The sequence below is a fragment of the Blastococcus mobilis genome (assembly GCF_900188025.1).
Taxonomy (GTDB): domain Bacteria; phylum Actinomycetota; class Actinomycetes; order Mycobacteriales; family Geodermatophilaceae; genus Blastococcus_B; species Blastococcus_B mobilis.
The window spans coordinates 138425-164014 of record NZ_FZNO01000001.1 but is presented as its reverse complement, the minus strand read 5'-3'; the positions used below and the strand labels follow the sequence as shown (position 1 = coordinate 164014).

At 72.5% G+C, this 25590-nt stretch carries 27 protein-coding genes; 13 read left to right on the top strand and 14 right to left on the bottom strand.

Features of this window, described 5'->3' with window-relative positions; genetic code table 11:
- Nucleotides 1–9: 9 nt before the first annotated feature.
- From CHB94_RS00825 to CHB94_RS00795, 7 genes are all read right to left on the bottom strand, one after another.
- The gene (locus CHB94_RS00825) at nucleotides 10–939 is read right to left on the bottom strand and encodes an AEC family transporter (RefSeq protein WP_089334680.1); all 930 of its coding nucleotides are present in this window, start codon (nucleotides 937–939) and stop codon (nucleotides 10–12) included.
- Nucleotides 936–1811 carry an ATP-grasp domain-containing protein gene (locus tag CHB94_RS00820; RefSeq protein WP_089334679.1) on the bottom strand — a complete coding sequence of 292 codons (876 nt, stop codon included), beginning with the start codon at nucleotides 1809–1811 and terminating at the stop codon, nucleotides 936–938. Before CHB94_RS00820 ends, CHB94_RS00825 begins: the two co-directional genes overlap by 4 nt.
- The gene (locus CHB94_RS00815) at nucleotides 1804–3336 is read right to left on the bottom strand and encodes an aldehyde dehydrogenase (NADP(+)) (RefSeq protein WP_089334678.1); all 1533 of its coding nucleotides are present in this window, start codon (nucleotides 3334–3336) and stop codon (nucleotides 1804–1806) included. The genes CHB94_RS00820 and CHB94_RS00815 overlap by 8 nt, the downstream gene beginning before the upstream one ends.
- 35 nt (nucleotides 3337–3371) lie before the next feature.
- Nucleotides 3372–4538 (bottom strand): L-talarate/galactarate dehydratase, encoded by a 1167-nt coding sequence (locus CHB94_RS00810; protein ID WP_089334677.1) that lies wholly within the window; start codon nucleotides 4536–4538, stop codon nucleotides 3372–3374.
- A gap of 13 nt (nucleotides 4539–4551) precedes the next feature.
- The gene (locus CHB94_RS00805) at nucleotides 4552–5883 is read right to left on the bottom strand and encodes an enolase C-terminal domain-like protein (RefSeq protein ID WP_089334676.1); all 1332 of its coding nucleotides are present in this window, start codon (nucleotides 5881–5883) and stop codon (nucleotides 4552–4554) included.
- 31 nt (nucleotides 5884–5914) lie between these two features.
- Nucleotides 5915–6829, bottom strand: a complete 915-nt coding sequence (gene kdgD, locus CHB94_RS00800) for a 5-dehydro-4-deoxyglucarate dehydratase (protein ID WP_089334675.1) — start codon at nucleotides 6827–6829, stop codon at nucleotides 5915–5917.
- A gap of 156 nt (nucleotides 6830–6985) precedes the next feature.
- Nucleotides 6986–7879, bottom strand: coding sequence for a LysR substrate-binding domain-containing protein (locus tag CHB94_RS00795; protein WP_089334674.1), 894 nt, complete (start codon nucleotides 7877–7879; stop codon nucleotides 6986–6988).
- A gap of 139 nt (nucleotides 7880–8018) precedes the next feature.
- Between CHB94_RS00795 and CHB94_RS00790 the strand changes: the two genes are divergently transcribed.
- From CHB94_RS00790 to CHB94_RS00775, 4 genes are all read left to right on the top strand, one after another.
- Nucleotides 8019–9032 (top strand): Bug family tripartite tricarboxylate transporter substrate binding protein, encoded by a 1014-nt coding sequence (locus CHB94_RS00790; protein ID WP_089334673.1) that lies wholly within the window; start codon nucleotides 8019–8021, stop codon nucleotides 9030–9032.
- Between the two features lie 73 nt (nucleotides 9033–9105).
- The gene (locus tag CHB94_RS00785; protein WP_089334672.1) at nucleotides 9106–9738 is read left to right on the top strand and encodes a tripartite tricarboxylate transporter TctB family protein; all 633 of its coding nucleotides are present in this window, start codon (nucleotides 9106–9108) and stop codon (nucleotides 9736–9738) included.
- 12 nt (nucleotides 9739–9750) lie between these two features.
- A complete protein-coding gene (locus CHB94_RS00780; protein ID WP_089334671.1) occupies nucleotides 9751–11268 on the top strand; it encodes a tripartite tricarboxylate transporter permease in 1518 nt (505 codons plus the stop codon).
- Nucleotides 11265–11654 carry a universal stress protein gene (locus tag CHB94_RS00775; protein ID WP_089334670.1) on the top strand — a complete coding sequence of 130 codons (390 nt, stop codon included), beginning with the start codon at nucleotides 11265–11267 and terminating at the stop codon, nucleotides 11652–11654. Before CHB94_RS00780 ends, CHB94_RS00775 begins: the two co-directional genes overlap by 4 nt.
- Before the next feature lie 70 nt (nucleotides 11655–11724).
- Here CHB94_RS00775 and CHB94_RS00770 read toward each other — a convergent pair whose 3' ends face one another.
- Both CHB94_RS00770 and hppD read right to left on the bottom strand, forming a co-directional pair.
- On the bottom strand, nucleotides 11725–12948 hold the full coding sequence (locus tag CHB94_RS00770; protein ID WP_089334669.1) for a homogentisate 1,2-dioxygenase: 1224 nt from the start codon (nucleotides 12946–12948) through the stop codon (nucleotides 11725–11727).
- A gap of 74 nt (nucleotides 12949–13022) precedes the next feature.
- The gene (gene hppD, locus CHB94_RS00765; protein WP_089334668.1) at nucleotides 13023–14228 is read right to left on the bottom strand and encodes a 4-hydroxyphenylpyruvate dioxygenase; all 1206 of its coding nucleotides are present in this window, start codon (nucleotides 14226–14228) and stop codon (nucleotides 13023–13025) included.
- A 190-nt stretch (nucleotides 14229–14418) separates the two neighbouring features.
- Between hppD and CHB94_RS00760 the strand changes: the two genes are divergently transcribed.
- Complete coding sequence (locus CHB94_RS00760; protein ID WP_089334667.1) at nucleotides 14419–14976, top strand: Lrp/AsnC family transcriptional regulator; 558 nt, start codon at nucleotides 14419–14421, stop codon at nucleotides 14974–14976.
- Between the two features lie 75 nt (nucleotides 14977–15051).
- On the opposite strand, the gene CHB94_RS00755 is transcribed toward CHB94_RS00760, so the two are convergent.
- The 3 genes from CHB94_RS00755 to paaK all read right to left on the bottom strand — a co-directional run bounded on the left by CHB94_RS00755 (nucleotide 15052) and on the right by paaK (nucleotide 17907).
- A complete protein-coding gene (locus tag CHB94_RS00755) occupies nucleotides 15052–15768 on the bottom strand; it encodes a CPBP family intramembrane glutamic endopeptidase (RefSeq protein ID WP_089334666.1) in 717 nt (238 codons plus the stop codon).
- Nucleotides 15769–15866: 98 nt separating this feature from the next.
- Nucleotides 15867–16481 carry a TetR/AcrR family transcriptional regulator gene (locus CHB94_RS00750; protein ID WP_089334665.1) on the bottom strand — a complete coding sequence of 205 codons (615 nt, stop codon included), beginning with the start codon at nucleotides 16479–16481 and terminating at the stop codon, nucleotides 15867–15869.
- A gap of 76 nt (nucleotides 16482–16557) precedes the next feature.
- Complete coding sequence (gene paaK / locus CHB94_RS00745; protein ID WP_089334664.1) at nucleotides 16558–17907, bottom strand: phenylacetate--CoA ligase PaaK; 1350 nt, start codon at nucleotides 17905–17907, stop codon at nucleotides 16558–16560.
- A gap of 90 nt (nucleotides 17908–17997) precedes the next feature.
- On the opposite strand from paaK, the gene paaA reads away from it, so the two are divergent.
- The 6 genes from paaA to CHB94_RS00715 all read left to right on the top strand — a co-directional run bounded on the left by paaA (nucleotide 17998) and on the right by CHB94_RS00715 (nucleotide 22438).
- Entirely contained in the window at nucleotides 17998–18966 is a 969-nt protein-coding gene (paaA, locus tag CHB94_RS00740; protein ID WP_089334663.1) for a 1,2-phenylacetyl-CoA epoxidase subunit PaaA, read from the top strand.
- Nucleotides 18963–19334: a 1,2-phenylacetyl-CoA epoxidase subunit PaaB gene (gene paaB / locus CHB94_RS00735; protein WP_368073838.1), complete on the top strand. Its 372-nt coding sequence runs from the start codon at nucleotides 18963–18965 to the stop codon at nucleotides 19332–19334. The genes paaA and paaB overlap by 4 nt, the downstream gene beginning before the upstream one ends.
- A gap of 118 nt (nucleotides 19335–19452) precedes the next feature.
- Nucleotides 19453–20364, top strand: coding sequence for a 1,2-phenylacetyl-CoA epoxidase subunit PaaC (gene paaC, locus CHB94_RS00730; protein WP_089334662.1), 912 nt, complete (start codon nucleotides 19453–19455; stop codon nucleotides 20362–20364).
- Nucleotides 20365–20369: 5 nt separating this feature from the next.
- Nucleotides 20370–20903: a 1,2-phenylacetyl-CoA epoxidase subunit PaaD gene (paaD, locus tag CHB94_RS00725; RefSeq protein ID WP_254920316.1), complete on the top strand. Its 534-nt coding sequence runs from the start codon at nucleotides 20370–20372 to the stop codon at nucleotides 20901–20903.
- Nucleotides 20903–21979, top strand: coding sequence for a 1,2-phenylacetyl-CoA epoxidase subunit PaaE (gene paaE / locus CHB94_RS00720; protein WP_089334660.1), 1077 nt, complete (start codon nucleotides 20903–20905; stop codon nucleotides 21977–21979). The genes paaD and paaE overlap by 1 nt, the downstream gene beginning before the upstream one ends.
- 6 nt (nucleotides 21980–21985) lie before the next feature.
- Nucleotides 21986–22438, top strand: a complete 453-nt coding sequence (locus CHB94_RS00715) for a thioesterase family protein (protein ID WP_089334659.1) — start codon at nucleotides 21986–21988, stop codon at nucleotides 22436–22438.
- Nucleotides 22439–22460: 22 nt separating this feature from the next.
- Here the strand turns inward: CHB94_RS00715 and CHB94_RS00710 are convergent, their stop codons facing one another.
- Together CHB94_RS00710 and CHB94_RS00705 are read right to left on the bottom strand one after the other, a co-directional pair.
- On the bottom strand, nucleotides 22461–23243 hold the full coding sequence (locus CHB94_RS00710; protein WP_089334658.1) for an ABC transporter ATP-binding protein: 783 nt from the start codon (nucleotides 23241–23243) through the stop codon (nucleotides 22461–22463).
- 13 nt (nucleotides 23244–23256) lie between these two features.
- Nucleotides 23257–24183, bottom strand: coding sequence for an ABC transporter ATP-binding protein (locus tag CHB94_RS00705; protein WP_254920315.1), 927 nt, complete (start codon nucleotides 24181–24183; stop codon nucleotides 23257–23259).
- Between CHB94_RS00705 and CHB94_RS00700 the strand changes: the two genes are divergently transcribed.
- A complete protein-coding gene (locus tag CHB94_RS00700; RefSeq protein WP_254920314.1) occupies nucleotides 24157–24381 on the top strand; it encodes a hypothetical protein in 225 nt (74 codons plus the stop codon). The two genes, CHB94_RS00705 and CHB94_RS00700, sit on opposite strands and share 27 nt — an antisense overlap.
- Nucleotides 24382–24387: 6 nt before the next feature.
- The gene (locus CHB94_RS00695; RefSeq protein ID WP_254920313.1) at nucleotides 24388–25587 is read left to right on the top strand and encodes an FAD-dependent monooxygenase; all 1200 of its coding nucleotides are present in this window, start codon (nucleotides 24388–24390) and stop codon (nucleotides 25585–25587) included.
- Nucleotides 25588–25590: the final 3 nt, after the last annotated feature.

The window sequence follows — 25590 nt, the reverse complement described above, 5'->3', positions numbered from 1 at the left end:
CAGCAGGGCTCATCCCAGTAGCACCGCCATGCCGACGAGGACGGGAACCGACAGCACGGTGCTGAGCAGGATCACGTCGCGGGCCAGCAGGGTGCCGCGGTCGTAGGCCGACGCGTAGACGAAGACGTTCTGGGCCGTGGGCAGCGCGGAGGTGACCGTGACCGCGAGCAGCGCGATGCCGTCCAGGTCGGCCACCCAGCGGCCGAGGGCGTAGGCGATGGCCGGCATCGCCACGTTCTTGAGGGCGACCGCGAGCCAGACCTGGCCCGCCAGTGGGCCGGCGGCCGGCCGCGGCGCCCCGTGCAGGGTCATGCCGTAGGCCAGCAGGGCGGCCGGCACCGCCAGCGCCGCGATGAGCTCCACCGGCTCCAGGACCAGCGCGGGCAGCTGCAGTCCGCTGGCCGCCAGCAGCAGGCCCAGGGCGCAACCGATGACGACCGGCGTGCGGAGCGGCTGGACGAGCAGCTGCCGCCAGTGGGTCGTGGGCCCAGCCTCCGCTCGCGAGTCGGCGAGGACCGCGAGCCCGACCGGAGCCATGACCAGCACCTGGAACAGCAGCACCGGCGCGACGTACGACGCGTCCCCGAGGACGTACACCGACACCGGGACGCCGAGGTTGCCGGCGTTGACGTAGGACGCCGCGAGGCCACCGGTGGCGAGCTCGGCGGCCGGCAGCCGCCACCGCGACCAGGCCAGACCGGCGAACAGCAGCGCGCTGACCACCGCGGCCCCCGCGGTCCCGATCAGCGCGGCGGACGCGACGACGCCGGTGTCCGCCCTGGCGAGCGTCAGGAAGAGCAGCGCCGGGGTGGCCACGTAGAACGACAGCCGGGACAGGATGCCCGGCGCGTCCTTCCCGAGGATGCCGGTCCGGCCCACCACCCAGCCGGCGGCGATGACCGCGGCCAGGGCGGCGAAGCCGCTCAGCACGCCACTCACTGCTGGAGTTCCGCCTCCACTGCACGCGCGAGGGCCACGGCGGCCTCGGGTGCCTGCGGGAGGAAGAGGCTGGGCTCGGTCAGTTCCAGTTCCAGGACGACCGGCCGGCCGGCCCCGTCCTGCACCAGGTCGATCCGCGCATACAGCGGCGCCGCCGCCTCGGGGACCAGCGTCGTGATCGCCGCGAACACCGCGTCGGCGACCTCCCGCTGCGCCGGCGTGGGGTCTACCCGGCGCAGGTCGCCGCGGCTGTCCCGGTCCTGCCGGACGCCCTCCCCGCGCCTGAGCAGCGGCCCCTTCCGCACGGCGTGGGAGAACCGGCCGCCGATGAACAGCATCGCCGTCTCGCCGAGGTCGTCGACGCTGTCGAGGTAGGGCTGCACCATCGCCGTCCGACCGGCCGCCGTCAGCTCGGCCACGTGGGCCAGGGCCGCCGTCGGGTCGGTCCACCGCGCCGTGTCCCGGGAACCGGCGGACACGGAGGGCTTGACCACCCACTCCCCCGCGTCGGGCAGCTGGTCGGCACCGAGGGGGTGCCACACGGTCGGCACGACCGGCAGGCCGGCCCGCTCGAGGTCGCGCAGGTAGGTCTTGTCGGTGTTCCAGCGCAGCAGCTCCACGGCATTGCGCAGCCGAGTGGCCTGGCCCGGGAACGCCGCCGCCCAGGACAGGAACTCCTCCAGCCGCCAGGCGTAGTCCCAGCAGGAGCGGACGACGGCGAGGTCGAACCCCCACCAGTCCACGTCGGCGTCGTCCCACCGGACCAGGTCGACCTCGTACCCGGCGTCCCCGAGCGCCGCCACGGCGAGCGGCAGGTCGGGATCGACCCGCAGCCCCCGTTGGGAGCCGACCAGCGCGACCCGCTCAGTCACGGGGCAGCTGCAGCTTTCCGTCGATCCGGCGGGGGATGTCCTGGAAGCCGTCGGTCAGCTCCTCGGGCAGCACCTCCTGCGGGGCGCCCTGCCAGGTGACCGGCCGCAGGAACCGGCGGATGGCGGTCGTCCCGACCGAGGTGTGCTGGGAGTTGGTCGAGGGCCACGGACCGCCGTGGTGCTGCGCCCAGGAGACCGCGACCCCGGTCGGGTAGGCGTCGTAGACCAGCCGGCCGGCCCGGGTGCGCAGTTCCTGCGACACCGCCAACGGCAGCTCGGTCTCGCCCTCGCCGCGCAGCACCGTCGCGGTCAGCGACGACGGCATGAGCTCCAGCGCCGCGAACAGCGCCTTCTCGCCGTCGTAGCGGGCGACCACGGCGACCGGCCCGAAGCACTCCTCGGTGACCTCGTGCGGCAGGTCGGCCGCCTCGGTGGTGAGCAGCAGCGGCGTCGCCTGGAAGCCGGGTCCCTGCGGTTCGCCCCCGTGCGCGACCGTCGAGACCCCGGGCAGCTCGGCCAGCGCGGACGAGATCCGCGTGTAGGAGCCGGCGATGCCCTCGTTCAGCAGCGTCTGCGCCGCGGTCTCCCGCACCGCGTCGGCCATGGCGGCCACGACGGCGTCGCCCTCCGGGCCGCTGGGCACGAAGGCCAGCCCCGGCTTGGTGCAGAACTGCCCCGCGCCGAGGGTGAAGGAGCCGACGAGTTCGCGGCCGAGCTGCTCGCCGCGCTCGACGGCCGCCCGGGGCGTGACGACGACGGGGTTGAGGCTGCTCAGCTCGCCGTAGAACGGCACCGGGTCCGGCCGGCGCTCGATGATCTCCAGCAGCGCCTTGCCGCCGTTCACCGACCCGGTGAAGCCGACGGCGCGGATGGCCGGGTGGGCCACCAGGTCGGCGCCGGCCTGCAGGCCGTGCACGATGCTGAGCGTGCCGTCGGGCGCACCGGCCTCGCGGGCGGCCGCGGCCATGATGTCGAAGGCGAGCTGGGAGGTCGCGGGGTGCGAGCCGTGCGCCTTGACGATCACCGGGGAGCCGGCGGCGAGGGCGGAGGCGGTGTCGCCGCCGGGGACGGAGAAGGCCAGCGGGAAGTTGCTGGCGCCGAAGACGGCGACCGGACCGATCGGCACGAGCATCCGGCGCAGGTCCGGGCGCGGGCCCATCGGGGTGTCCCCGGCGTGGTCGATCGCCGCCTCGAGGTAGCTGCCCTCCAGCAGCACCTCGCCGAAGAGCCGCAGCTGGTAGCAGGTGCGGGTGAGCTCGCCGTTCAGCCGAGTGGGGCCGAGGCCCGTCTCCCGGTCGGCGGTCGCGACGACGTCCTCGCGGCGGGCCTCGAGGGCGTCGGCGAGGACGCCCAGCAGAGCCGCCCGGCCGGCGCGCCCCATGTGGTCGAGCACGGGAGCGGCGGCGAGGGCGGCCGCGCAGAGGCGGTCCACGTCGGCGGAGGTGGTCTCCTGAGCGACGACCTCGACGGCCGCTCCGGTCCGGGGATCGATGCTGATGACGTCGCGGACGCCGGGTGTGGCCATGGGGGTCCTCCTGGGTGCGGTGCAGGTGAGAGCGGTCAGCGGGCTGCGTCGATGCGGACGGTGTCCACCGTCCACGCGCGGGCCTGCTCGGTGAGGGTGACGCCGAGGCCGGGCCGGTCGGACAACAGCATCCGGCCGTCGCGGATCTCGAGCCGCTCGTTGAACAGCGGGTAGAGCCAGTCGAAGTGCTCCACCCAGGCGCCGTGGGGATACGCCGCGGCGAGATGCAGGTGGATCTCCATGGCGAAGTGCGGCGCCATCTGGAGATTGCTGTGCTCGGCGAGGGCTGCCAGCTTGAGGAACTGGGTGATGCCCCCGATGCGCGGCGCGTCCGGCTGGATGATGTCGACCGAGCCGGCGCGGATCAGCTCGTAGTGCTCGGGCACGCTGGTGAGCATCTCTCCCGTCGCGATCGCGGTGTCCAGCGACCGGGCGAGCTGGGCGTGCCCCTCGGCGTCGTAGGCGTCGAGCGGCTCCTCGATCCAGACGAGGTCGAACTCCTCCAGCGCCCGGCTGACCCGCATCGCGGTGGGCCGGTCCCACTGCTGGTTCGCGTCCACCATGAGGGGCATCCGGTCGCCGATGTGCTCGCGCACCGCGCGGACCCGCCGCAGGTCCTCGGCCCAGTCCGGCTGGCCCACCTTGATCTTGATGCCGCCGATGCCCTCGCCGATGGTTCGGGTGGCGTTCTCCAGCACCTGGTCGATCGACTCGTGCAGGAAGCCGCCGGAGGTGTTGTAGCAGGGGACGGAGTCCCGGTGTGCCCCCAGCAGCTTGGCCAGGGGCAGGCCCGCCCGCTTGGCCTTGAGGTCCCACAGCGCGATGTCCATGGCCGCGATGGCCTGCGTCGAGGCGCCGCTGCGGCCCACGGACGCCCCCGCCCAGACGAGCTTGGTCCAGAGCCGTCCGATGTCGCTGGGGTCCTCGCCGATCAGATCGGCGGCGATCTCCTTGGCGTGCGCGAACTGTGCCGGCCCCCCGGCACGCTTGGAGTACCCGAACCCGATGCCCTCGTGACCGCCCTCGGTCCGGATCTCGGCGAAGAGGAAGACCACCTCGGTCATCGCCCGCTGGCGACCGGTGAGGACCTTGGCGTCGCTGATCGGGTCGGACAGCGGCAGGACGACCGATGAGAGCGTCACCGAGGCGATGCGGTCGAGGACGGCGGGACTGGTCGTACGGGCGATCTGGGTGGCCGTCACGGTCGTCTCCAGTTCAGCGGACGAGACACGGGCGCTTAGGGTCGAACGCCCAGTCGGGCACCAGGTAGCGCATCGCGACAGCGTCGTCCCGGGCGCCGAGGCCGTGCTCCAGGTAGAGCTGGTGCGCGGCGTCGACGGCGTCCCGGTCGAGCTCGACGCCGAGTCCGGGCGCGGCCGGCACGGCGATGGCGCCGTCCTGGATCTGCAGCGGGTTGCGCGTGAGCGCCTGACCGTCCTGCCAGATCCAGTGGGTGTCCAGCGCGGTGATGCGCCCGGGGGCCGCAGCGCCCACCTGGGTGAACATCGCCAGGGAGACGTCGAAGTGGTTGTTGGAGTGCGAACCCCACGTCAGACCGAAGTCGTCGCACAGCTGGGCGACGCGCACCGAGCCGCGCATCGTCCAGAAGTGCGGGTCGGCCAGCGGGATGTCGACGGCGTGCGAGCGGATCGCGTGGGCCATCTGCCGCCAGTCGGTGGCGATCATGTTGGTCGCCGTGGGCAGGCCCGTGGCGCGGCGGAACTCGGCCATGGTCTCGCGGCCGGAGCAGCCGTCCTCGGGCCCGACGGGATCCTCGGCGTAGGCCAGCACACCGCGGAGGTCGCTGCACAGCTCGATGGCGTCGGCGAGCAGCCAGGCGCCGTTCGGGTCCAGCGTGATCCGCGCGTCGGGGAAGCGCTCGGCCAGCGCCCGGACGGCGGCCACTTCCTCCTCGCCGGAGAAGACGCCGCCCTTGAGCTTGAAGTCGGTGAAGCCGTACCTGGCCTGGGCGGCCTCGGCCAGGGCGACGACGGCCTCCGGCGTGAGGGCGGGCTCGCGCCGCAACCGCTCCCAGTCGTCGGCCGGGTCGGGTTCGGCGAGGTAGGGCAGGTCGGTTGCCCTGCGGTCACCGATGTAGAAGAGGTAGCCGAGCATCGGCACGCTCTCGCGCTGCTGGCCCTCACCGAGCAGCTCCGCGACCGGGACGTCGAGATGCTGGCCGAGCAGGTCGAGCAGCGCCGACTCCAGGGCGGTGACGGCGTGGATCGTCGTCCGCAGGTCGAAGGTCTGCAGGCCGCGCCCGCCCCTGTCGCGCTCGGCGTAGGTGAGCGCGACCGTCCGCAGCAAGCGGCCGTAGTGCGCGACCGGCTGCCCGACCAGGAGCGTGGCGGCGTCCTCGATGGTGCGGCGGATGGCTTCACCGCCCGGCACCTCACCCAGACCGGTGCGGCCCTCGCTGTCGGTGACGATCGCGATGTTGCGGGTGAAGAAGGGTCCGTGCGCGCCGCTGAGGTTGAGCAGCATGCTGTCGTGTCCCGCTACGGGGACGACCTCGACGGTGGCGACGGTCGGCGTGCTGCCGGTCATGCGGTCCTCCTGGTGTTGGGCGCGGACGGCGTCAGGAGATCTTGGCGACCAGAGCCGTGAGTTCGGCGAGGTCCGCCTCGGTCAGGTCGGTCAGCGGCGGGCGCACCCGGCCGCCGTCCCGGCCGACGGCCGTCAGGCCGGCCTTGACGATGGAGACGGCGTACCCCTTCGTCCGGTCCCGGATATCGATGTAGGGGATGACGAAGTCGTTGAGCATGGAGTAGACGGTGACCCGGTCCTGGGCGCGCACCGCGGCGTAGAAGCGCAGCGCGAACTCCGGGAGGAAGTTGTACAGCGCCGACGAGTAGGTGCTCACGCCCAGCTGGAGCAGCGGCAGTGCGAACGTCTCGGCCGTGGGCAGCCCACCGACGTAGATCAGCCGATCACCCACCTTGGCGTAGGTCCGGGTCATCTGCTCGATGTCGCCGATGCCGTCCTTGAGCCCGATCAGGTTGGGGTTGCGGTCGGCCACCTCGGCGACCGTGGCGTCGGAGAGGACGGCGTTGGCCCGGCTGTAGACGATCACCCCGAGGTCGGTCGCCCGGCAGACGGCGCCGATGTGCTCGACCAGACCGGCCTGGCTGGCCTCGGTGAGGTAGGGCGGGAAGAGCAGCAGGCCCGAGGCGCCGGCCTCCTGCGCGGCCCGCGCCTGGGCCACCGCCTGCGCGGTGCTGCCCGTGGCCGGCGCCAGCACCGGCACGCGGGCACCGGCCTCCTCGACCGCGATGCGCACCACGCGGTCGATCTCCTCCGAGGTCATGGAGAAGCCCTCGCCCGTGCCGCCGGCGGCAAACAGCCCGGCCACGTCGAAGCTCGACTGCCAGGCGAGGTGCTCGCGGTAGCGCGCCTCGTCGACGCGCAGGTCGGCGCCGAAGTGCGTCACCGGGAAGGAGAGCAGGCCGGACTTCAGACGGTCGGCGAGAGCGTCAGGAGGCAACAGCGTCACGGGGATCAGGTCCTTGGGTCCGACGGGATCGCGCGGCCGCCGACGACGGGCGGCGGGGCACGAGCGGTGGTCGGCGTCACCGTAAGAAGATCCGACGATGCCTGTCCAAGAGTTGTTGCGCATCGAGCGATGCCCGCACGGCATCGACTCCCGGCGTCAGAAGGTGACGCCGGTGTGCGCGAGCAGGTCGAGGACGTGCCGGAGCGCGGGATTGCGGGACTCCCGGACCCAGAGCAGGTGCAGCTCGACGGGGTCGGGGACGGCCGTCTGCAGGTGGACGAACTCGACCCCCTCGATGGGCAGCCGCGCCGCCGAGGCGGGTACGAACGCGATTCCCCGGCCCGCGGCCACGAGCCACAGCATCGTGAGGACCTGGCTCACGGTGTGCACGGCGTTCTCCGAGGCCACCGGCACCATGCTCACGACCAGGTCGTAGAAGTACCGCGCCCGGGTCGGCGAGTGCATGACGACCGGTTCGTTCGCGAGGTCGGCCGGGACCACGTCCCGTCCCAGGTCGAGGAGCCGGTGGCCGGTGGGGACGGCCACCAGCAGCGCCTCCCGGAGCAGCAGGCGGGACCCGAACGTCTCCGCATCGAACGGTGGCCGCGCCAGACCGAGGTCCACCTCCTCGTTGAGCAGTGCCGCAACCTGCTCACGGGTGACCATCTCCTGCAGATCGAGGTCGATGTCCGGCAGGCCCCGGCCCACCTCGTTGAGCAGCCGGCCGAGCGTGCCGTAGGTGGAGGCGGCGGTGAACCCGATGCGGACGACCCCGCGCGAGCCGGACGACACCCGTCGGGCCAGTTCGGGGGCAGTGTCGGCGAGGGTCAGCAGGCGACGGGCCTCGGCGAGGAAGACCTGCCCGGCGGCGGTGAGCGCGACCCGGCGGTTGTCACGCTCGAGCAACTGGGCGCCGACGACCCGCTCCAGCTTCTGGATCTGGCGACTCAGCGGCGGCTGCGTCATCTTCAACCGGGCAGCCGCCCGACCGAAGTGGAGCTCGTCGGCCACAGCCACGAAACCCCGGAGCTGCTCCAGCGTGAATGCCATGCCAGCAAGGTATCAACCAATGCCGCATAGGTTTTGGACAGGCATGATGCGGTGTCCATACGCTCCCCCACGTCCGGCTCCGTGACGCCACTCACAGGGCCCCGTTCCAGCCGAAGAGCTGCTCGTAGAGGAGATCGACATGACCACGAACCACCGTGCGCGCCGCTGGGCGACGGCCGGTGCCGGACTTGCTCTGGCCCTCTCGCTCGCCGCGTGCGGCGGCAACATCGCCGGCGGGTCGGACGCCGAGGGCGGGGAGTTCCCGGGCGGCGACCCGGTCACGATCTACGTCGGCCAGGACCCGGGCGGCAGCACCGACCTGATCGCCCGCGCCCTCGCCGACGAGGTCTCCGACGACCTCGGCGTACCGGTGACCGTGGAGAACAAGCCCGGTGCCAACGGTGCCCTTGCCGCGCAGGAGCTGGCCGGCGAGAAGCCGGACGGCCACACGCTGATGATCTACAACGGCAGCCTGGCCTACATCACCCCGCTCGCCGTCGGCGAGGGCAAGGCGCCCGACATCGCCGACTACGAGATCGTCACCGGCATCTCCCTCGACGACTACGTCCTGGTCACGGCACCGGGCTCCGGCTTCACCACGATCGAGGACCTCGCCGGCGCAGGCCGCCCCATCACGTTCGGTACGACGGGGGTGGGCACGGGCAGCCAGCTCTCCCAGGAGCTGCTCTTCGCGCAGGCCGACATCGAGGCCACCGCGGTTCCCTTCGACGGCGGCTCGCCTACGCTCACCGCAGTGCTGGGTGGCCAGGTCGACGTCGGCTCGATCCAGCTCGGTGAGGCCATCGAGCAGATCGAGGCCGGCGAGCTGACCCCGATCGTGACCTTCGCCGAGGAGCGGGTGAGCTACCTGCCCGACACCCCCACGGCCGTCGAGGCCGGATACGACGTCCCGGTCCAGCAGGCCCGCGCGGTCTTCGCACCCAAGGGCACGCCGGAGGACGTCCTGCAGTCCCTGCGTGAGTCGTTCCAGTCGGCGTTCGAGTCCGAGGCGTACCAGGAGTTCAACGAGTCCAACCAGCTCACCCCCAACGAGATCGACGGGGAGCAGCTGCGCGAGCAGTGGACCAGCAACCTGGAGGACTACCGGTCCGTGGTCGAGGAGTACGGCATCGACCTCGGCGGAGACCAGTGACCCAGCCCGCCAGGTCGCGCAGGGGGACAGCGCCCCTGGTCATGCGGCCGACGAGCGCCAGCGAGGAGTACGCGTGACCTCTCCGCACGACGGGGCGCACACCCCGGGGAGCCCCGGCGGCCGCACGGCCGCCGGGGCCACCTCCCAGGGCGACGTCGAACCGACCTCGGCCGGACCCGCCCATCCCGCCGAGCCCGCTCCCTCGACCCTGCACGACCTCGAGGAAGCGGTCCACCAGCTCGAGGCCGAAGCGGAGCACCGCCCGCCCCCCGCTGGACTCGGAACCAACCTCGTCGTCGCCGCCGTCGTGGTGATCCTCGGTGCCGCAGCCCTCCTCGGATCGATGTCCCTCGGCGCGGGCAGCGCGGGCAACCCCGGCCCCGGCACCTGGCCGATGATCATCAGCGTCGTGCTCGTGGTCCTCGGGATCGGGCTCGTCGTCACCGCCCGCTCGACCTCCGACGCCGAGCGCTTCTCCGGTTCCACCTGGCTGGTCCTCGCCGGCCTGGCCACCATGGTCGTCTTCGTCGCGCTGATCTCGGTCATCGGCTTCGAGATCCCCGCGGCCCTGCTCGCCTTCGTCTGGCTGCGCTTCCTGGGCCGCGAGAGCTGGCGCTCGTCGATCGTCACCAGCCTCTGCGTGGTGGTCGCCTTCTACGTCGTCTTCGTGGCGGCCCTCTCGGTCCCCATCCCGCACCTCTTCTGAGGAAGTCCCGCTATGGACCTCGCCCCGGTGCTCGACGGGTTCACCGTCGTCCTGGAACCGACCAACCTGCTCTACTGCCTGATCGGCGTCGTCATCGGCATGCTGGTCGGCGTGCTCCCGGGCCTCGGTCCGGCGGCCACGATCGCGATCCTCCTGCCGATCACGTTCGGCGTCGAAGCGGTGACCGCGATCATCATGCTCGCGGGCATCTTCTACGGTGCCCAGTACGGCGGCACGATCACCTCGGTGCTCCTGCGCCTCCCCGGGGAGGCCTCCTCCGTGGTCACCGTCTTCGACGGCCACGCCCTGGCCCGCCAGGGCAAGGCCGGCACGGCCCTGGGCATCGCGGCGATCGGCTCCTTCATCGGCGGCACCGTCTCGATCCTCGCCCTGACGTTCCTCGCTCCCCTGGTGGCCGGCTTCGCGCTCGACTTCGGGCCGCCGGAGTACACCGCGCTGGCCCTGCTCGGCATCCTCCTGGTGGCCACCGTCAGCAGCGGCAGCCGGCTCAAGGCCGTCATCGCCGCCGCCATCGGACTGCTGCTGGCCACGGTGGGCCGCGACGCCTTCACCGGCGGCGAGCGCTTCACGTTCGGCAACCTGTCGCTGGCCGACGGGCTGGACTTCGTGCCCATCGCGATGGGCCTCTTCGGCCTCGGCGAGATCCTCTACAACCTGGAGGAGCGGCACACCGCCGTCCACGCGCCGGCGACCGTGGCCAACGTCTGGCCCTCCCGCAAGGACCTGCGCCAGTCCTCCGGCTCCATCGGCCGCGGCTCGGTGCTGGGCTTCGTCCTGGGCATCCTGCCCGGCGGCGGCGCGACGCTGTCGTCACTGGCCGCCTACGCCATGGAGAAGAAGCGGTCCAAGACCCCGGAGCGGTTCGGCCACGGCGCCGTCGAGGGCGTGGCCGGTCCGGAGACGGCGAACAACGCGGCCGCGACGTCGTCGTTCATCCCGCTGCTGACCCTCGGCATCCCGGCCAACGCCACCATGGCGGTGATCTTCGGTGCCCTGCTGATCCAGGGCGTCAGCCCCGGTCCGCAGCTCGTCACGCAGGAGCCGGAGCTCTTCTGGGGCGTCGTCAACTCCTTGTACATCGGCAACATCCTGTTGCTGATCATGAGCATCCCGCTGGTCGGCCTCTTCGTGAAAATCCTGCGGGTGCGGCCGGCCATCCTCGCCCCCATCACCGTCCTGATCACGCTGGTCGGCGTCTACACGGTGAACAACGACGTGTTCGACATCGTCCTGGTCATCGTGTTCGGCGCGCTGGGCTACCTGATGAAGAAGCTCGGCTTCGACCCCGGCCCACTGGTGCTGGCCTTCGTCCTCGGCACCCTGCTGGAGGACTCGCTGCGCCGGTCGCTGCTGATCTTCGACGGTGACGCCACCGAGTTCTTCGCCCGGCCGATCTCGGGCATCCTGCTCGTCCTCTTCCTGCTGGTGGCCCTCCTGCCACCGGTCCGGTCCGCGATCGTCCGTCGCCGCACCACGTCCACCGAAACCCGCACCAAGGAGCTGGTATGACCGTCCTCGTCGGATATGTACCCACGCCGGAGGGCGAGGCCGCCTACGGCGCAGCCCTCGACGAGGCGCAGCGCCGCGGCGAGCCGCTCGTGCTCCTGAACTCCCCCCGGAGCGGGGCGCCGGTCAGCGCGGACGTCGCGCCGGAGGACACGGTCCGGGAGATGACGACGCGGGCCCAGGCCTCCGGCGTCGAGCTGCAGGTCCGGCAGACGCCGCACACCGGGGAGATCGCCGACGAGGTCCTGCGGGTCGCCCAGGAGACCGACGCCTCGGTGATCGTCATCGGGCTGCGCAAGCGCTCCCCGGTCGGGAAGCTGATCATGGGCAGCAGCGCCCAGCGCATCCTGCTCGACGCCGACCGACCGGTCCTCGCCGTCAAGCCGTGAACCCTGGGCGCTGACGGCGCGCTCCCGCGTCAGCGGAACGGTTCTACCCCCGCCGGCGCTCGGGAGGGACCTACGCCGTCGGGCCCCGGCCCGACCAGGACCACGCGTACTTCCCGTCGTCCACGGCCCTGCCGCCCTCGCCGAGGCCCAGTGGCCGGAAGGTGTCGACCATGACGGCGAGCTCGTCGAAGAACTCGGCGCCGAGCGAGCGCTCGACCGCGCCCGGCTGCGGCCCGTGCGAGTGCCCACCCGGGTGCAGGGAGATCGAGCCCTTGCCGATGCCCGAGCCCTTCCGCGCCTCGTAGTCGCCGTCGACGTAGAACATGACCTCGTCGGAGTCGACGTTGGAGTGGTAGTAGGGCACCGGGACCGCGAGCGGGTGGTAGTCCACCTTGCGGGGCACGAAGTTGCAGATGACGAAGTTGGCGCCCTCGAAGACCTGGTGCACCGGCGGTGGCTGGTGCACGCGGCCGGTGATCGGCTCGAAGTCGGCGACGTTGAAGACGTAGGGGTAGAGGCAGCCGTCCCAGCCGACCACGTCGAACGGGTGCTCCGGGACGACGTGCACCGTGCCGGTCAGCCCGCCCGGCCCGTCGCCGCGGTGCTTGACGTACACCTCGACGTCGGTGCCCTCGGCCAGCAACGGCTCGGTGGGGCCGCGCAGGTCGCGCTCGCTGTAGGGGGCGTGCTCGAGGAACTGCCCGTACCGGGAGAGGTACCGCTTCGGCGGGCTGATGTGGCTGTTGGCCTCGATCACGTAGGTGCGCAGCCGTTCCTGGCCGGTCGGCACCCATCGGTGCGTGGTCGCGCACGGCAGGATGACGTAATCGCCCTGGGCCACGTCGAGCGCGCCGAACACCGTCTCGACCGTGGCGCTGCCGCGCTCGACGTAGACGCACTCGTCGCCGGTCGCGTTGCGGTAGTACGGCGAGGCCAGTGACGAGACCGCGTAGGAGATCCGGACGTCGGCGTTGCCCAGCACCAGCCGGCGGCCGGTCACCGGATCGGTGGCCCTGCGCTCGTCAGACGGCATGGCCTCCTCGCCGGCGAACAGGTCGTGCAGCTTCAGGTGCCGCGGCACCAGTGGGGCGTTCGGGGTGAGCGTCTGGTCCCCGAGCGCCCACGGTCGGGCGTCGACCAACGCCGAGGGGATGCCGCGGTGGTAAAGCAGTGCGGAGTCCGACGAGAAGCCCTCCTCCCCCATCAGCTCCTCCGAGTACAGGCCGCCGTCGGGACGACGGAACTGCGTGTGCCGCTTCGGCGGGACCTCGCCCACCTGCCGGTAGTGCGCCATCGGACCCCACCTCTCCCGGGCCCCTGCAGGGTCCCGCCGCGAGCCTGCGAGTGGCGGGGGCAGGGGGTCCTCTGTCAGAAGTTGCCGCGCTTCTCCTGCTCGCGCTCGATCGCCTCGAACAGTGCCTTGAAGTTGCCGATCCCGAAACCGAGGGAGCCGTGCCGCTCGATGAGCTCGAAGAAGACCGTGGGCCGGTCACCGGTCGGCTTGGTGAAGATCTGCAGGAGGTAGCCGTCCTCGTCGCGGTCGACCAGGATGCCGCGCTTCTGCAGTTCCTCGATGGGTGCCCGGACCGTGCCGATGCGGGCGCGCAGCTCCGGGTCCTCGTAGTAGGAGTCGGGGGTGGTCAGGAACTCGATCCCCTCGGCCCGCAGCGCATCCACGGTGCCGATGATGTCGTTGGTGGCCAGCGCGACGTGTTGCGCGCCCGGCCCGCCGTAGAACTCGAGGTACTCGTCGATCTGGGACTTCTTCCTGCCCAGGGCCGGCTCGTTGAGCGGGAACTTCACCCGGTGGTTGCCGTTGGCCACCACCTTGCTCATCAGCGCCGAGTAGTCGGTGGCGATGTCCTCGCCGACGAACTCGGCCATGTTGGTGAAGCCCATGACGCGGTTGTAGAAGTCCACCCACCGGTCCATGGCGCCGAGCTCGACGTTGCCGACGACGTGGTCCACGGCCTGGAAGAGGCGCCTGGGCGCGCCCGGGCGCTTGACGAAGGACGACGTCCGGGCGACGTAACCGGGCAGGTAGGGCCCGGTGTACCGGGACCGGTCGACGAGCGTGTGGCGGGTGTCCCCGTAGGCCGCGATCGCCGCGATGCGCACCGTGCCGTACTCGTCGGTGAGGTCGTGCGGCTGCTCCAGGACGGTCGCGCCCTGGGCGGTCGCGTGCGCGATGCAGCGGTCCACGTCCGGGACCGACAGCGCGATGTCGGAGATGCCGTCACCGTGTGCGCGGTGGTGGTCGGCCAGCGGGCTGCCCGGGTCGTAAGCACCCGTGATCACGAACCGGGCCGCGCCGGAGGTCAGGACGAACGCGTGGTGATCACGGTTGCCGGTCTCGGGGCCGGAGTAGGCGACGAGCTCCATGCCGAATGCGGACTGGAAGAAGTGCGCGGTCTGCACCGCGTTGCCGACGATCCACACGAGCGCGTCCCAGCCGGACACCGGGAACGGGTCCCCGGAGGCGTCGTACTCCACGAGTCCGACCAGCTGCTTGAGCTGGTCGAGGTCCAGGTCGGCCAGGCGCTCCTCGTCGTTCAGCGTCTGCTCGAGGCTCATGCACGTCCCCTCTTCCCGAGTTGCGGTGCGGCGGTGTCGGGAACACTGGACAACACCACGCTGAGGTGCGCGAGCAGCCTGGGGATCACTGGCCTGTCCGCCCAATTCAGCTAGCTGTCTGTCGCTTCTGCTGCGCAAAGTGCATAGTCGCCACGACGCCACGCGGGGTGGTGGAACGGAAGGTGCACCGATGGCCGACAAGCCCGCCCTCGACGCCCTCGACGTCGCACTGCTGGGCGCACTGCGCGAGCACCCCCGCGCCGGGGCGCTGGAGCTCTCCCGGATCACCGGCGTGGCTCGAGCGACCGTGTCCGCACGCCTCCAGCGTCTCGAGGACAGCGGCGTCGTCACCGGCTACGGCCCGGACATCGACGTGACGGCCGCCGGCTTCGGGGTCCAGGCCTTCGTGACCCTCGAGATCGCGCAGGGCGCGATCGAGGACGTGCAGCGAGACCTGGAGAACATCCCGGGGCTCCTCGAGGCGCATGCGACGACGGGCAGCGGAGACGTGCTGTGCCGGGTCGCGGCCCGCTCGCACGAGGCGTTGCAGCAGGTCCTGGTGGACCTGAACCGCTCGCCGGCGGTCGTGCGCTCGACCAGCGTGGTGGCGTTGTCCCAGCTCGTTCCCTGGCGCACCCTCCCGCTGGTGGAATCCGAGGCCGCCCCGGGCGCCGGGCGCTCCGCGATGAGGCCGCCCGTCCCCCGCCGGGAGGACGCAGCGCCGCTCGGGTCCCGCCCCGCCGGCTGACGGCGGGCGGCGACGCTCGCCGCGGTCGCCAGCCGGAGGCGCGGGCCCCCGGTCACCCCGGGCGGGGCCCGTCGCTCAGTCCAGACGGTGCGCGGCGGCAGCGGCCAGCGTGCCCAGGCAGTTTGCCGCCAGGTGCAGCAGGACGGGAGCGAGCAGGCTTCCGCTGCGCAGCCGCAGCCAGGTGAGGAGGACCCCCGCGCCCGCCGTGACCAGGCACCCCAGCAGCACGGCGACGCCGCGGCTGACGGGCCCGTCGGCCAGATCGTTGGCGGCCAGCGCGCTGAGCGTCGGCCGGATGTGCCAGATCCCGAAGACGATCCCCGCGCCCGCCGTCGCCGCGCGCGGGGACACCGCTCCGCCCAGCGCGGCCGGCAGCACACCACGGAAGGCCACCTCCTCCCACAGGACGGTGCCGACGGGGATGCGCACCAGCACCTGGAAGGCGAGCTGCCCCCCGTCGAGACCGGCGATCCGGGCGTCCTTCAGCAGGGGCCGGACGCCGGGCAGGAGGAGGGCGACCGCGTAACCGGTGGCCACCACCGCGGCCCCTGCCCCGCCCCACCGTGCGCCCGCAGCGAGCCGCCGCCGGGCGAGCCCCAGCTCGTGCCAGGGCAGCCGGGCCGACCGGGCCGCCGCGAGCAGGACCACCGTGGCCCCCGCGTTGACCACCACGTAGGACGCCGGTGCCGTGGGCAGCCGGGGGACGATCAGGTTGTTCCAGGCGGTGAGGACCAGGACGAGCGGCGCGGCGAACGCGAGAGCCCGTCGACGGCCGGCCGGGCGTGCATGCACCGGTGCGGAGTCCCCCGGACGAGGTCGGCTCACGCCACCAGCGCCGTGCCGGCCGCAGACCCGCTCGGCCCTGGGCCCACGCACCCGGCGCTCTCGGGTCAGTCGGGCGCGCTGCGCAGGCCGGCGAACAGGGTGGCGACGAGTGCGTCGGCGAGGTCCTCGGCGGACAGGTCGCCGTCGGGGCGGTACCACTCGGTGAGCGAGTTGACGGCGCCGAACAGCAGCCGGCTGATGATCGCGGGGTGGACATCGGTACGGACGTCGCCCTCGTGCTCGGCGGCGCGGACGAGGCCGGCGACGATCCGGTCGAATTCGCGCCGCCGGTGCAGGGCAGTCCGCTCGACCTCGGTGTTCCCCCGCAACCGCAGGAGCAGGGTCACGAACGGCAGCTCTGCCGCCAGGACCCGCACCGATCCCCGGACCACGTACTCCAGCCGGTCGATGGCCGGCCCGGTGGTGGCCCCGGGCTCCCGGGTGAGCGCGAACAGCGCGTCCAGCGCCCGATCGAGTGCCAGGCGCAGCAGCTCGACCTTGCTGGGCACGTGGTGGTAGATCGCCGACTTGGTGACCCCGAGCCGGGTGGCCAGTTCGTCCATGCTCGTCGCCTCGTAGCCACGCTCGTTGAACAGCGCGACGGCGGCGACGAGCAGCGAGTCCAGCGAGTGGCCGGGGCGGCCACGCCGGCCCGGGACCCGCTCGGCCGCGACGGTCACGCCCCTGTCCGCTCACGTGTCATCGGTTCGCTCCCGCGGGAGCGCTCCGCTCCTCGCTCGTTCCTCGCTGCGATGCTCATGCCCCCGCCCGCTCACGGAGGTCGGTGAGTCGCTTCAGCTTGCCCACGGACCGGGCGAGGGTGTCCGGGTCCACGACGGCGACGTCCACGCTGACGCCGACGGTGTCCTTGACCGCCATCGCCACCTCACGGGCCGCCGGGTCGCGGCGCTCGGCCGGGCAGTCGGGCCGGGCCTCCACCTGCACGGTGAGGTGGTCCAGCCGGCCCTGGGTGGTCAGCACGAGGGTGAAGTGCGGCGAGAGCCCGGGCGTCTGCAGCACGATCTCCTCGATCTGCGTCGGGAACAGGTTGACCCCGCGCAGGATGATCATGTCGTCGGTGCGGCCGGTGACCTTCTCCATGCGGCGCATGCCCGGGCGGGCGGTGCCCGGCAGCAGCCGGGTGAGGTCCCGCGTGCGGTAGCGGATGACCGGCATGGCCTCCTTGGTGAGCGAGGTGAAGACCAGCTCCCCCTCCTCGCCCTCCGGCAGCACCTCGCCGGTGAAGGGGTCGATCACCTCGGGGAAGAAGTGGTCCTCCCAGATGTGCAGCCCGTCCTTGGTCTCCACGCACTCCTGCGCGACGCCGGGCCCCATCACCTCGGACAGGCCATAGATGTCGATCGCCTCGATGTCGAGCCGCTGCTCCATCTCCTGGCGCATCTGCTCGGTCCAGGGTTCGGCGCCGAAGATGCCGATCTCCAGGGAGGTGGTGCGGGGATCGATGCCCTGCTTCTCCAGCTCGTCGATCACCGTGAGCATGTACGACGGCGTCACCATGATCACGCGCGGCGCGAAGTCCTGGATCAACTGGACCTGCCGCGGCGTCATCCCGCCGGAGACCGGGATGACGGTGCACCCGAGTTTCTCCGCGCCGTAGTGCGCGCCGAGGCCACCGGTGAACAGCCCGTAGCCGTAGGCGTTGTGCAGCCTGTCGCCGGCCCGCCCGCCGGCCGCCCGGATGGAACGCGCCATGACGGTGGCCCAGGTGTCGATGTCGCGTTCGGTGTAGCCGACGACGGTCGGCCGCCCGGTGGTGCCGCTCGACGCGTGCACGCGGCGCACCTGGGCCTGGGGAACGGCGAACATGCCGAACGGGTAGTTGTCGCGCAGGTCGGCCTTGCTGGTCGTGGGGAACCGGGCCAGGTCGCCGAGCTCACGGCAGTCCTCCGGGTGCACCCCGACGGCGTCGAAGGCGGCGCGGTAGTGCGGCACGTGCTCGTAGGCGTGCCGCAGGGTCCACTGCAGCCGCTCCAGCTGGAGGGCGCGCAGCTCGTCCACGCCCATCCGTTCGGTGGCGTCGAGGGAGGCCTGGTCCGGCGCGTTCCCGAGCCGTCGCGTCACCGCTCGCTGTTCGGTCCTCGTCATCGCCGCCGTCCCTGGTCGCTTGTGTTGAGGCGTTGCCTGGGTCACACTATTCCTGACCGGTTGGTCAGTAAATGGCTGAGGGAGACGTTGATGTCCGCGCCGCCGCTGGACCGCCCCACCGTCGCCGACGAGCAGGCGCTGCAGGACCTGTTCGATGCGACGATCGCCGCCGATCACCGGATCGAGCCGCGCGACTGGATGCCCGAGGGCTACCGCAAGACCCTGGTCCGCCAGATCGCGCAGCACGCGCACTCGGAGATCATCGGCATGCAGCCCGAGGGTGACTGGTTGCTGGCCGCCCCCAGCCTGCGCCGGAAGGCGATCCTGCTGGCCAAGGTCCAGGACGAGGCCGGACACGGAATGTACCTGTACTCCGCGGCCGAGACCCTGGGCGCCGACCGTGCCGACCTCACCGACAAGCTGATCGAGGGCCGGCAGAAGTACAGCTCCATCTTCAACTACCCGACCCTCACCTATGCCGACGTCGGGGTCATCGGCTGGCTGGTCGACGGCGCCGCGATCTGCAACCAGGTGCCGCTGTGCCGCAGCTCCTACGGCCCGTACGCCCGGGCGATGATCCGCATCTGCAAGGAGGAGTCCTTCCACCAGCGGCAGGGCTACGAGCTGCTGCTGACGATGATGCGCGGCACCCCCGAGCAGCGGGCGATGGTCCAGGACGCCGTCGACCGGTGGTGGTGGCCGTCGCTGATGATGTTCGGCCCGCCCGACGACGACAGCCCCAACTCGGCGCAGTCGATGGCGTGGGGCATCAAGCGGCACAGCAACGACGAACTGCGCCAGCGCTACGTCGACATGTCGGTGCCGCAGGCCGAGGTCCTCGGCGTGACCCTCCCCGACCCGGACCTCTCCTACGACGCCGAGACGGGGCACTACCGGTTCGGCGCCATCGACTGGGACGAGTTCAAGCGCGTCATCAGCGGCAACGGGCCGGCCAACGCCGAGCGGATCGCCCGCCGTCGCGCGGCTCGCGACGACAACGCGTGGGTGACCGAGGCGGCCACGGCGTACGCCACCAAGCACGGGAGGGCCGCGGCGTGACCACGACCGACGTCACCGCCGAGGGCGGGCACGGTGCCGTCCCGACCGGCCCGGAGGTGCCGGTGGAGCCGAAGCCGGCGCTCAGCCGCCGCGACTGGCCGCTGTACGAATGCTTCGTCCGCGGCAAGCGAGGGCTCAACCACGTGCACGTCGGCTCGCTGCATGCGCCGGACGACGAGATGGCGGTGCACGCCGCGCGTGACCTGTTCACCCGGCGCAACGAGGGCGTGAGCATCTGGGTGGTCAAGGCCGCCGACATCACCGCGTCGAGCCCCGACGAGAAGGACCCGATGTTCGCCCCCAGCGGCGACAAGGTCTACCGGCACCCCACGTTCTACGAGATCCCCGAGAACGTCCCCCACATGTAAAACACCCTCTCCCTCCCCACGCCTCGCAAGCTCGGCGCGGGCCCCTGGGAGAGGGCGGCCGTTCCGGCCCCTCGCAAGAGCAGCCGCTGGGCGCGCATGACGGAAAGGAAGCGTTCGCATGGGGCACGAAGAGACGGTGTACGAGGCGCTCGACCACGCCCACGGCGGCGAGGGGCACTGGGCCTTCGGCACCGGCTTCGACGACCCCCTGGCCGGCGTCGACACCACCGTCCCCGACGGCGTCGACCCGGCCGACCTCGGCGAGTACTGCCTGATGCTCGGTGACGACGCGCTCGTGCTGGCGCAGCGGCTGACCCAGTGGATCACCGCCGCGCCGGAGCTCGAGGAGGAGGTCGCGATCGCCAACGTGGCCCTGGACCTGCTCGGTCAGGCACGACTGCTCCTGGCCCGCGCCGGTTCGGTCGGCGTCCTGGGCCGCTCCCGGGAGAAGGCGACCGAGTCGATCCCCGACGAGGACGCACTGGCCTACTTCCGCGACGCCGACGAGTTCCGCAGCACCGCGCTGGTCGCCGCGCCCAACGGCGACTTCGCGCAGACCATCGTCCGGCTGCTGGTCGCGTCCACCGTCCGGCTCGCCGTCTTCGCGCGGCTGCGGGAATCCCGCGACCCGGTGCTCGCCGCCATCGCCGCCAAGGGCGTCAACGAGTTGACCTACCACCGGGACCACGCCGCCCGCTGGCTGCTCCGCCTCGGTGACGGAACCGACGAGTCGCACCGCCGCGCGCAGGCCGGCGCCGACGCCATCTGGCGGCTGCTCGACGACCTCTTCGTCCCCACCGACGTCGAGCGGCGCCTGACCGAGGCCGGCGTCGCCGTCGACCCGGCCGGCACTCGCGACGAGGTGCGGTCGGTACTCGTCCAGGTGCTCGAGCGGGCGACCCTGCGGGTGCCCGGATGGCCGGCCGAGGCTCCTCCGCGAGGCCGCCTCGGCCAGCACGGGCCCGAGCTGGCCGAACTGCTGGGCGTGCTGCAGGGTCTGGCCCGTCAGCACCCGGCGGCGACCTGGTGAGGGCCGTGGCCGCCCGCAGGAACGGCCGAAGTGGCCACATCGGCCGCGAGGACCCGTGGGAGGTGGCCGCCACGGTCACCGATCCGGAGCTGCCGACGCTGACCCTCGCCGACCTCGGGGTGCTGCGCGACGTGCGGATCGAGGACGACGGCACCGTCGTCGTCGAGATCACGCCGACCTACACCGGCTGCCCGGCCATGGGTGTCATGCGGGCCGACCTCGTGCACGCCCTGCACCGCGCCGGCTTCCCCGACGTCGACGTCCGGACCGTCCTCTCCCCCGCCTGGACCACCGACTGGATCACCGCGGCCGGCCGGCGCAAGCTGGTCGAGGCCGGCATCGCCCCGCCCGGTGCGGCGCCGGTCCGCTCCCCCGGTCCCGTGCCGCTGCGGCTGGACGCGACGCGCCGGACGGCGGCCTGCCCCCTGTGCGGCTCGTCCGACACCGAGGAGCTGAGCGAGTTCGGCGCCACCGCCTGCAAGGCCCTCCGCCGCTGCCGCAGCTGCAGCGAGCCGTTCGAGCACGTCAAGGAGATCTGATGAGTGCGCCCACCCGCCGGCGGCCGCAGTTCCACCCCCTGACGGTGGCCCGGGTCGAGAAGCTCACCGACGACGCCGTCGCCGTGACCTTCGACGTCCCCGAGGACCTCGTCGAGGACTACCGCTTCAGGCCCGGCCAGGCCCTGACCCTGCGCCGGGTGGATGGCGACCGCGACGAGCGCCGCTCGTACTCCATCTGCGCACCCATGGGGGCCCAGCCGCGGGTCGGCGTCCGCGAGGTGCCGGGCGGCTTCTTCTCCTCCTACCTGGTGCACGAGGTGCAGCCCGGCGACCGGATCGACGTCCTGCCCCCGTCGGGCACGTTCACCGCCGACCTCTCGACCCCCGGCGATCACGTCTTCGTCGTCGCCGGCTCCGGGATCACCCCGGCACTGTCCCTCGCCGGCACCGTCCTGCGGGACGGGACCTCGACGGTCACCGTCTTCTACGGCAACCGGCGCACGAACACGGTGATGTTCGCCGACGAGCTCGCGGACCTGAAGGACCGCTACGGGACCCGCCTGCAGCTGGTCCACGTCCTCTCGCGCGAGTCGCGCGACGCCGAGCTGACCAGCGGCCGCCTCGACGGGGCGCGGCTGCGGACACTCGTCGAGAACCTGGTCGACGCCCAGCACGTCGACCACTGGTGGCTGTGCGGGCCGCACGGGCTGGTGCAGGACGCCCGCGCGCTGCTGGCCGAGCTCGGCGTCCCCTCGGAGAAGGTGCACCAGGAGCTCTTCTACGTCGACGACGTCCCGCCCGAGCCCGTGCGCGGCGACGAGGAGACGGTCACCGGGCCGAGCAGCCAAGTCACCGTGATCCTCGACGGCCGATCCACGACCATGGCCCTCCCCCGCGACGAGCCGGTCCTCGACTCGGCCCAGAAGGTGCGCGGCGACCTGCCCTTCGCCTGCAAGGGCGGGGTGTGCGGAACCTGCCGGGCACGGGTCACCGACGGCGAGGTGCTCATGCGCCGCAACTACGCGCTGGAGGCCGCGGAGCTGGACGCCGGCTACGTCCTGACCTGCCAGACGCTCCCGGTGTCCGACGCCGTCACCGTCGACTTCGACGCCTGATCCCGCATGCTCCCCATCCCGGTCGGCACGACGGCGGTCCTCGACGTCGTCGTGCGCCCCGACCACACGGTCGACTTCGACGAGATGGGGAACGTCCACCCGGTCTACGCGACCTACACGATGGCCAAGCACTTCGAGGAGGCCGGCCGCAAGCTCCTGGTGCCACACCTGGAACCCGGCGAGGCCGGCATCGGCACGTCCGTCTCGGTCGAGCACCTGGCCCCCAGCTGGGTGGGCGACACCCTCCGGGTGACCGCACGCTGCGTCGAGGTGCGCGACGGTCGGCTGACCTGCGAGTGCCGCGCCACGGATTCCTACGGGCGTGACCTCGGGCGCGGCGCGACGGTGCAGCTGGTGCGCCCGGCGGCGCTGATCGAGGCCCGCCTCAGCGAGGAGGCACGCCGGAGCCGGCGCGGTGCCTCCGACGCCGGCGGGCTGCCGGTTCCCGGCCGGGACTGACGCGGGGCCGGCGTGCGGAGCGTCATCGGTGGCCCGCTTCCTCCGCGGCATCCGGAGCCGGGCCCTCCACCGGGGAGGTGGCTTCGCTGAAGCCGCCGCCGAGGAAGGCCGCGGTGACCCTCGGGTCGGATGCGAGCGTCGCGGCATCGCCGTGCAGCACCACCCGGCCCCGGTCCATCACGTAGACGTGGTCGGCGACGGCGAAAGCGGCGCGGGCGTTCTGCTCCACTGCCACCAGGGTCAGCCCGTCGTCACGGAGCCGGCCGAGCGCGGCGAAGATCTCACCCACCAGGCGCGGCGCGAGCCCGACGCTGGGCTCGTCCAGGACGAGCACCCGTGGCCGGGCCATCAGCCCCCGCGCGATGGCCAGCATCTGCTGCTCGCCGCCGGACAGCGTCCCGGGGGCCTGCTGCAGACGCGGTTCCAGCCGCGGGAACAACGCCAGGGCCCGGTCGCGCACCCGCCTGCGTTCGGCCGCCGGTTCCCGCCGACGGGTGTACGCGCCGAGCCGGAGATTGTCCTCGACGGTCAGCGACGGGAACACCAGCCGGTTCTCCGGCACGTGGGCCAGCCCCTCCCGCGCCAGCCGCTCGGGGCCGTACCCGGTCACGTCGACGCCGGCCAGCGTGACGGAGCCGCCGCTCACCGGGATCAGCCCGGACAGCGCGCGGAGCAGCGTCGTCTTGCCTGCGCCGTTGGCGCCGATGACGGCGACGAGCCGTCCGTCCGCCGCCTCTAGGTCGAGGCCGTGCAGCACCGACAGCCGGCCGTACCCGGCCGACAGGCCCCGCACCTCCAGGCTCATCGGACCTCCCGGCTCATGAGGAACCGCCCGGTCCCGCCTCCGCGACCGCGACCGCGGTGCTGTCCTCCGGCTCGACCCCGAGATAGGCCGCGACGACGGCCGGGTCGTGCCGGACCTCCTCGGGGGTGCCCAGGGCGATGCGCACCCCGCCCTCGAGGACCACGACCCGGCCGGCGAGGGCGAGGACGGCCTCGACGTCGTGCTCCACGAGCACGATGGCCATCCCGCCGGCGCGCAGCCGCCGCAGCAGCCGGGCCAGGTCCCGCCGCTCGGCGCCCGACAGCCCGGCCATCGGCTCGTCCAGCAGCAGCAGATCCGGCTCGACCGCCAGCGCGCGGGCGACCTCGACCAGCCGCTGGCGGCCGAAGGGCAGGTCGACGGCGAGCCGGTCGGCGTCTTGGCCCAGGCCGAGGAGGTCGAGCAGTTCTCGCGCGGCTGCCTCGATCGCACGCTCCTCCCGCCGGCCGGGGACGACGAGGGCGGCGCCGACGAGACCGGTGCGGCTGCGCAGGTGCCGGCCGACCATGACGTTGCCGAGCACCGTGGCCGAGCTGAACAACTGCAGGTTCTGGAAGGTGCGGGTCGCGCCGGCCCGGGCGAAGACGTGCGGCTTGCGGCCGTCCACCCGGGTGCCGGCCATCGTCACCCGGCCCGCGGTGGGGACGACCGCGCCGCTGATCATGTTGAACGCGGTCGTCTTGCCGGCGCCGTTGGGCCCGATCAGGGCCACGATCTCCCCGGCGTACACGGTGAGGTCCAGGCCGTCGACCGCGGTCACGCCGCCGAAGCGCTTGGTCAGGCCCTCGACCTCCAGCAGTGGCGTGCCAGGCGCCGGCCGGCCCTCACGCGCCAGGAGCGGCCCCTCGTCAGGAGCGGGGGTGGAGCCGTCCGCGGCCGGGAGTTCCTCCTCACCATGCAGCGGACCGTCGGCGCCGCCCACCGCTCCGGTGGCTCCCTGAAGGACGCCTTCCGGGCCACGCACGAGGCCCTCGCTCCGACGTTCGGGTGCTGGCCCATCTTCGAGCACTGCCTGCCCTTCGACGTGCAGCGGCTGTGGGACGAGCTCGACGGCATCGAACGACCGGTGATCTGGACGGCGGAGCGCGACCGCCAGGTCTGGGCCGAGCTGCAGGGCTGACCGGGCATGAGCCGCTCCCCCGTCGCCGGCCCCGTGCTGGTCGCGGGCGCCGGCCCGGTCGGCCAGACCGCGGCCCTGCTGCTGGCCCGCTGGGGCCTGCCGGTGGTCGTCCTCGACAGCCGGCCCGAGCGCGACATGGTCGGCAGCAAGTCGATCTGCCAGCAGCGCGACGTCCTCGACGTCTGGGAGTCCGTCGGCGTGGGGGCCGAGGTGGCCCGCCGCGGGGTCACCTGGACGACCGCCCGCACGTTCCACCGCGACACCGAGCTGTTCAGCGTCCGGTTCGCCGCCCGCGGGCGGTCACCGTTCCCTCCGTTCGTCAACATCTCGCAGTGCGAGACCGAGCGGCTGCTCGACGAGCGGATCGCCGCCGAGCCGCTGATCGAGGTGCGCTGGGGGCACCGCGTGGTCGGCATCGCGCAGGAAGGTCCGGCGGACGGGGCCGGGGCCGTCGCCCTGACCTGCGCGACCGACGAGGGCGAGGCCGTGGTGCGGGGCAGCTACCTCCTCGCGTGCTCCGGCGCGCGCTGCGATGCCGTCCGCACCGCCCTGGGGCTGTCCTTCGACGGGCAGACCTTCGGCGACCAGTTCCTCATCTGCGACATCCGCACCGACCTCCCGGGATGGCAGCAGGAGCGGCGCTTCTACTTCGATCCTGAGTGGAATCCGGGGCGCCAGGTGCTCATCCACCCCTGCCCCGACTCCACCTTCCGCATCGACTGGCAGGTGCCGCCGGGCTTCGACCTCCGCGCCGAGGAGACGTCGGGTGGGCTGGACCGGCGCATCCGCCAGGTGATCGGCGACCGCCCCTACGAGATCGTGTGGAAGTCGGTCTACCGCTTCCACTCCCGTGTCGTGGACCGGATGCGGGTCGGCCGCGTGCTCATCGCCGGAGACGCCGCCCACCTGGTCGCCCCGTTCGGCGCCCGCGGCCTGAACTCCGGGGTGCTGGACGCCGAGAACGCCGCATGGAAGATCGCGTTCGTGGCCCGAGGCTGGGCGCCCGCGACGCTGCTCGACAGCTACCACGACGAGCGGCACGCCGCCGCGCTCGAGAACCTCGAGGTCACCGGCGCCACCATGCGCTTCCTGGTCCCTGGCACGGAGGAGGACGCCGGCCGGAGGCTCGACGTCTTGGAGCGCGCCGCCCACGATCCGGCCGCCCGCGCGCAGGTGGACTCCGGGCGGCTGGCCGAGCCCTTCTGATAC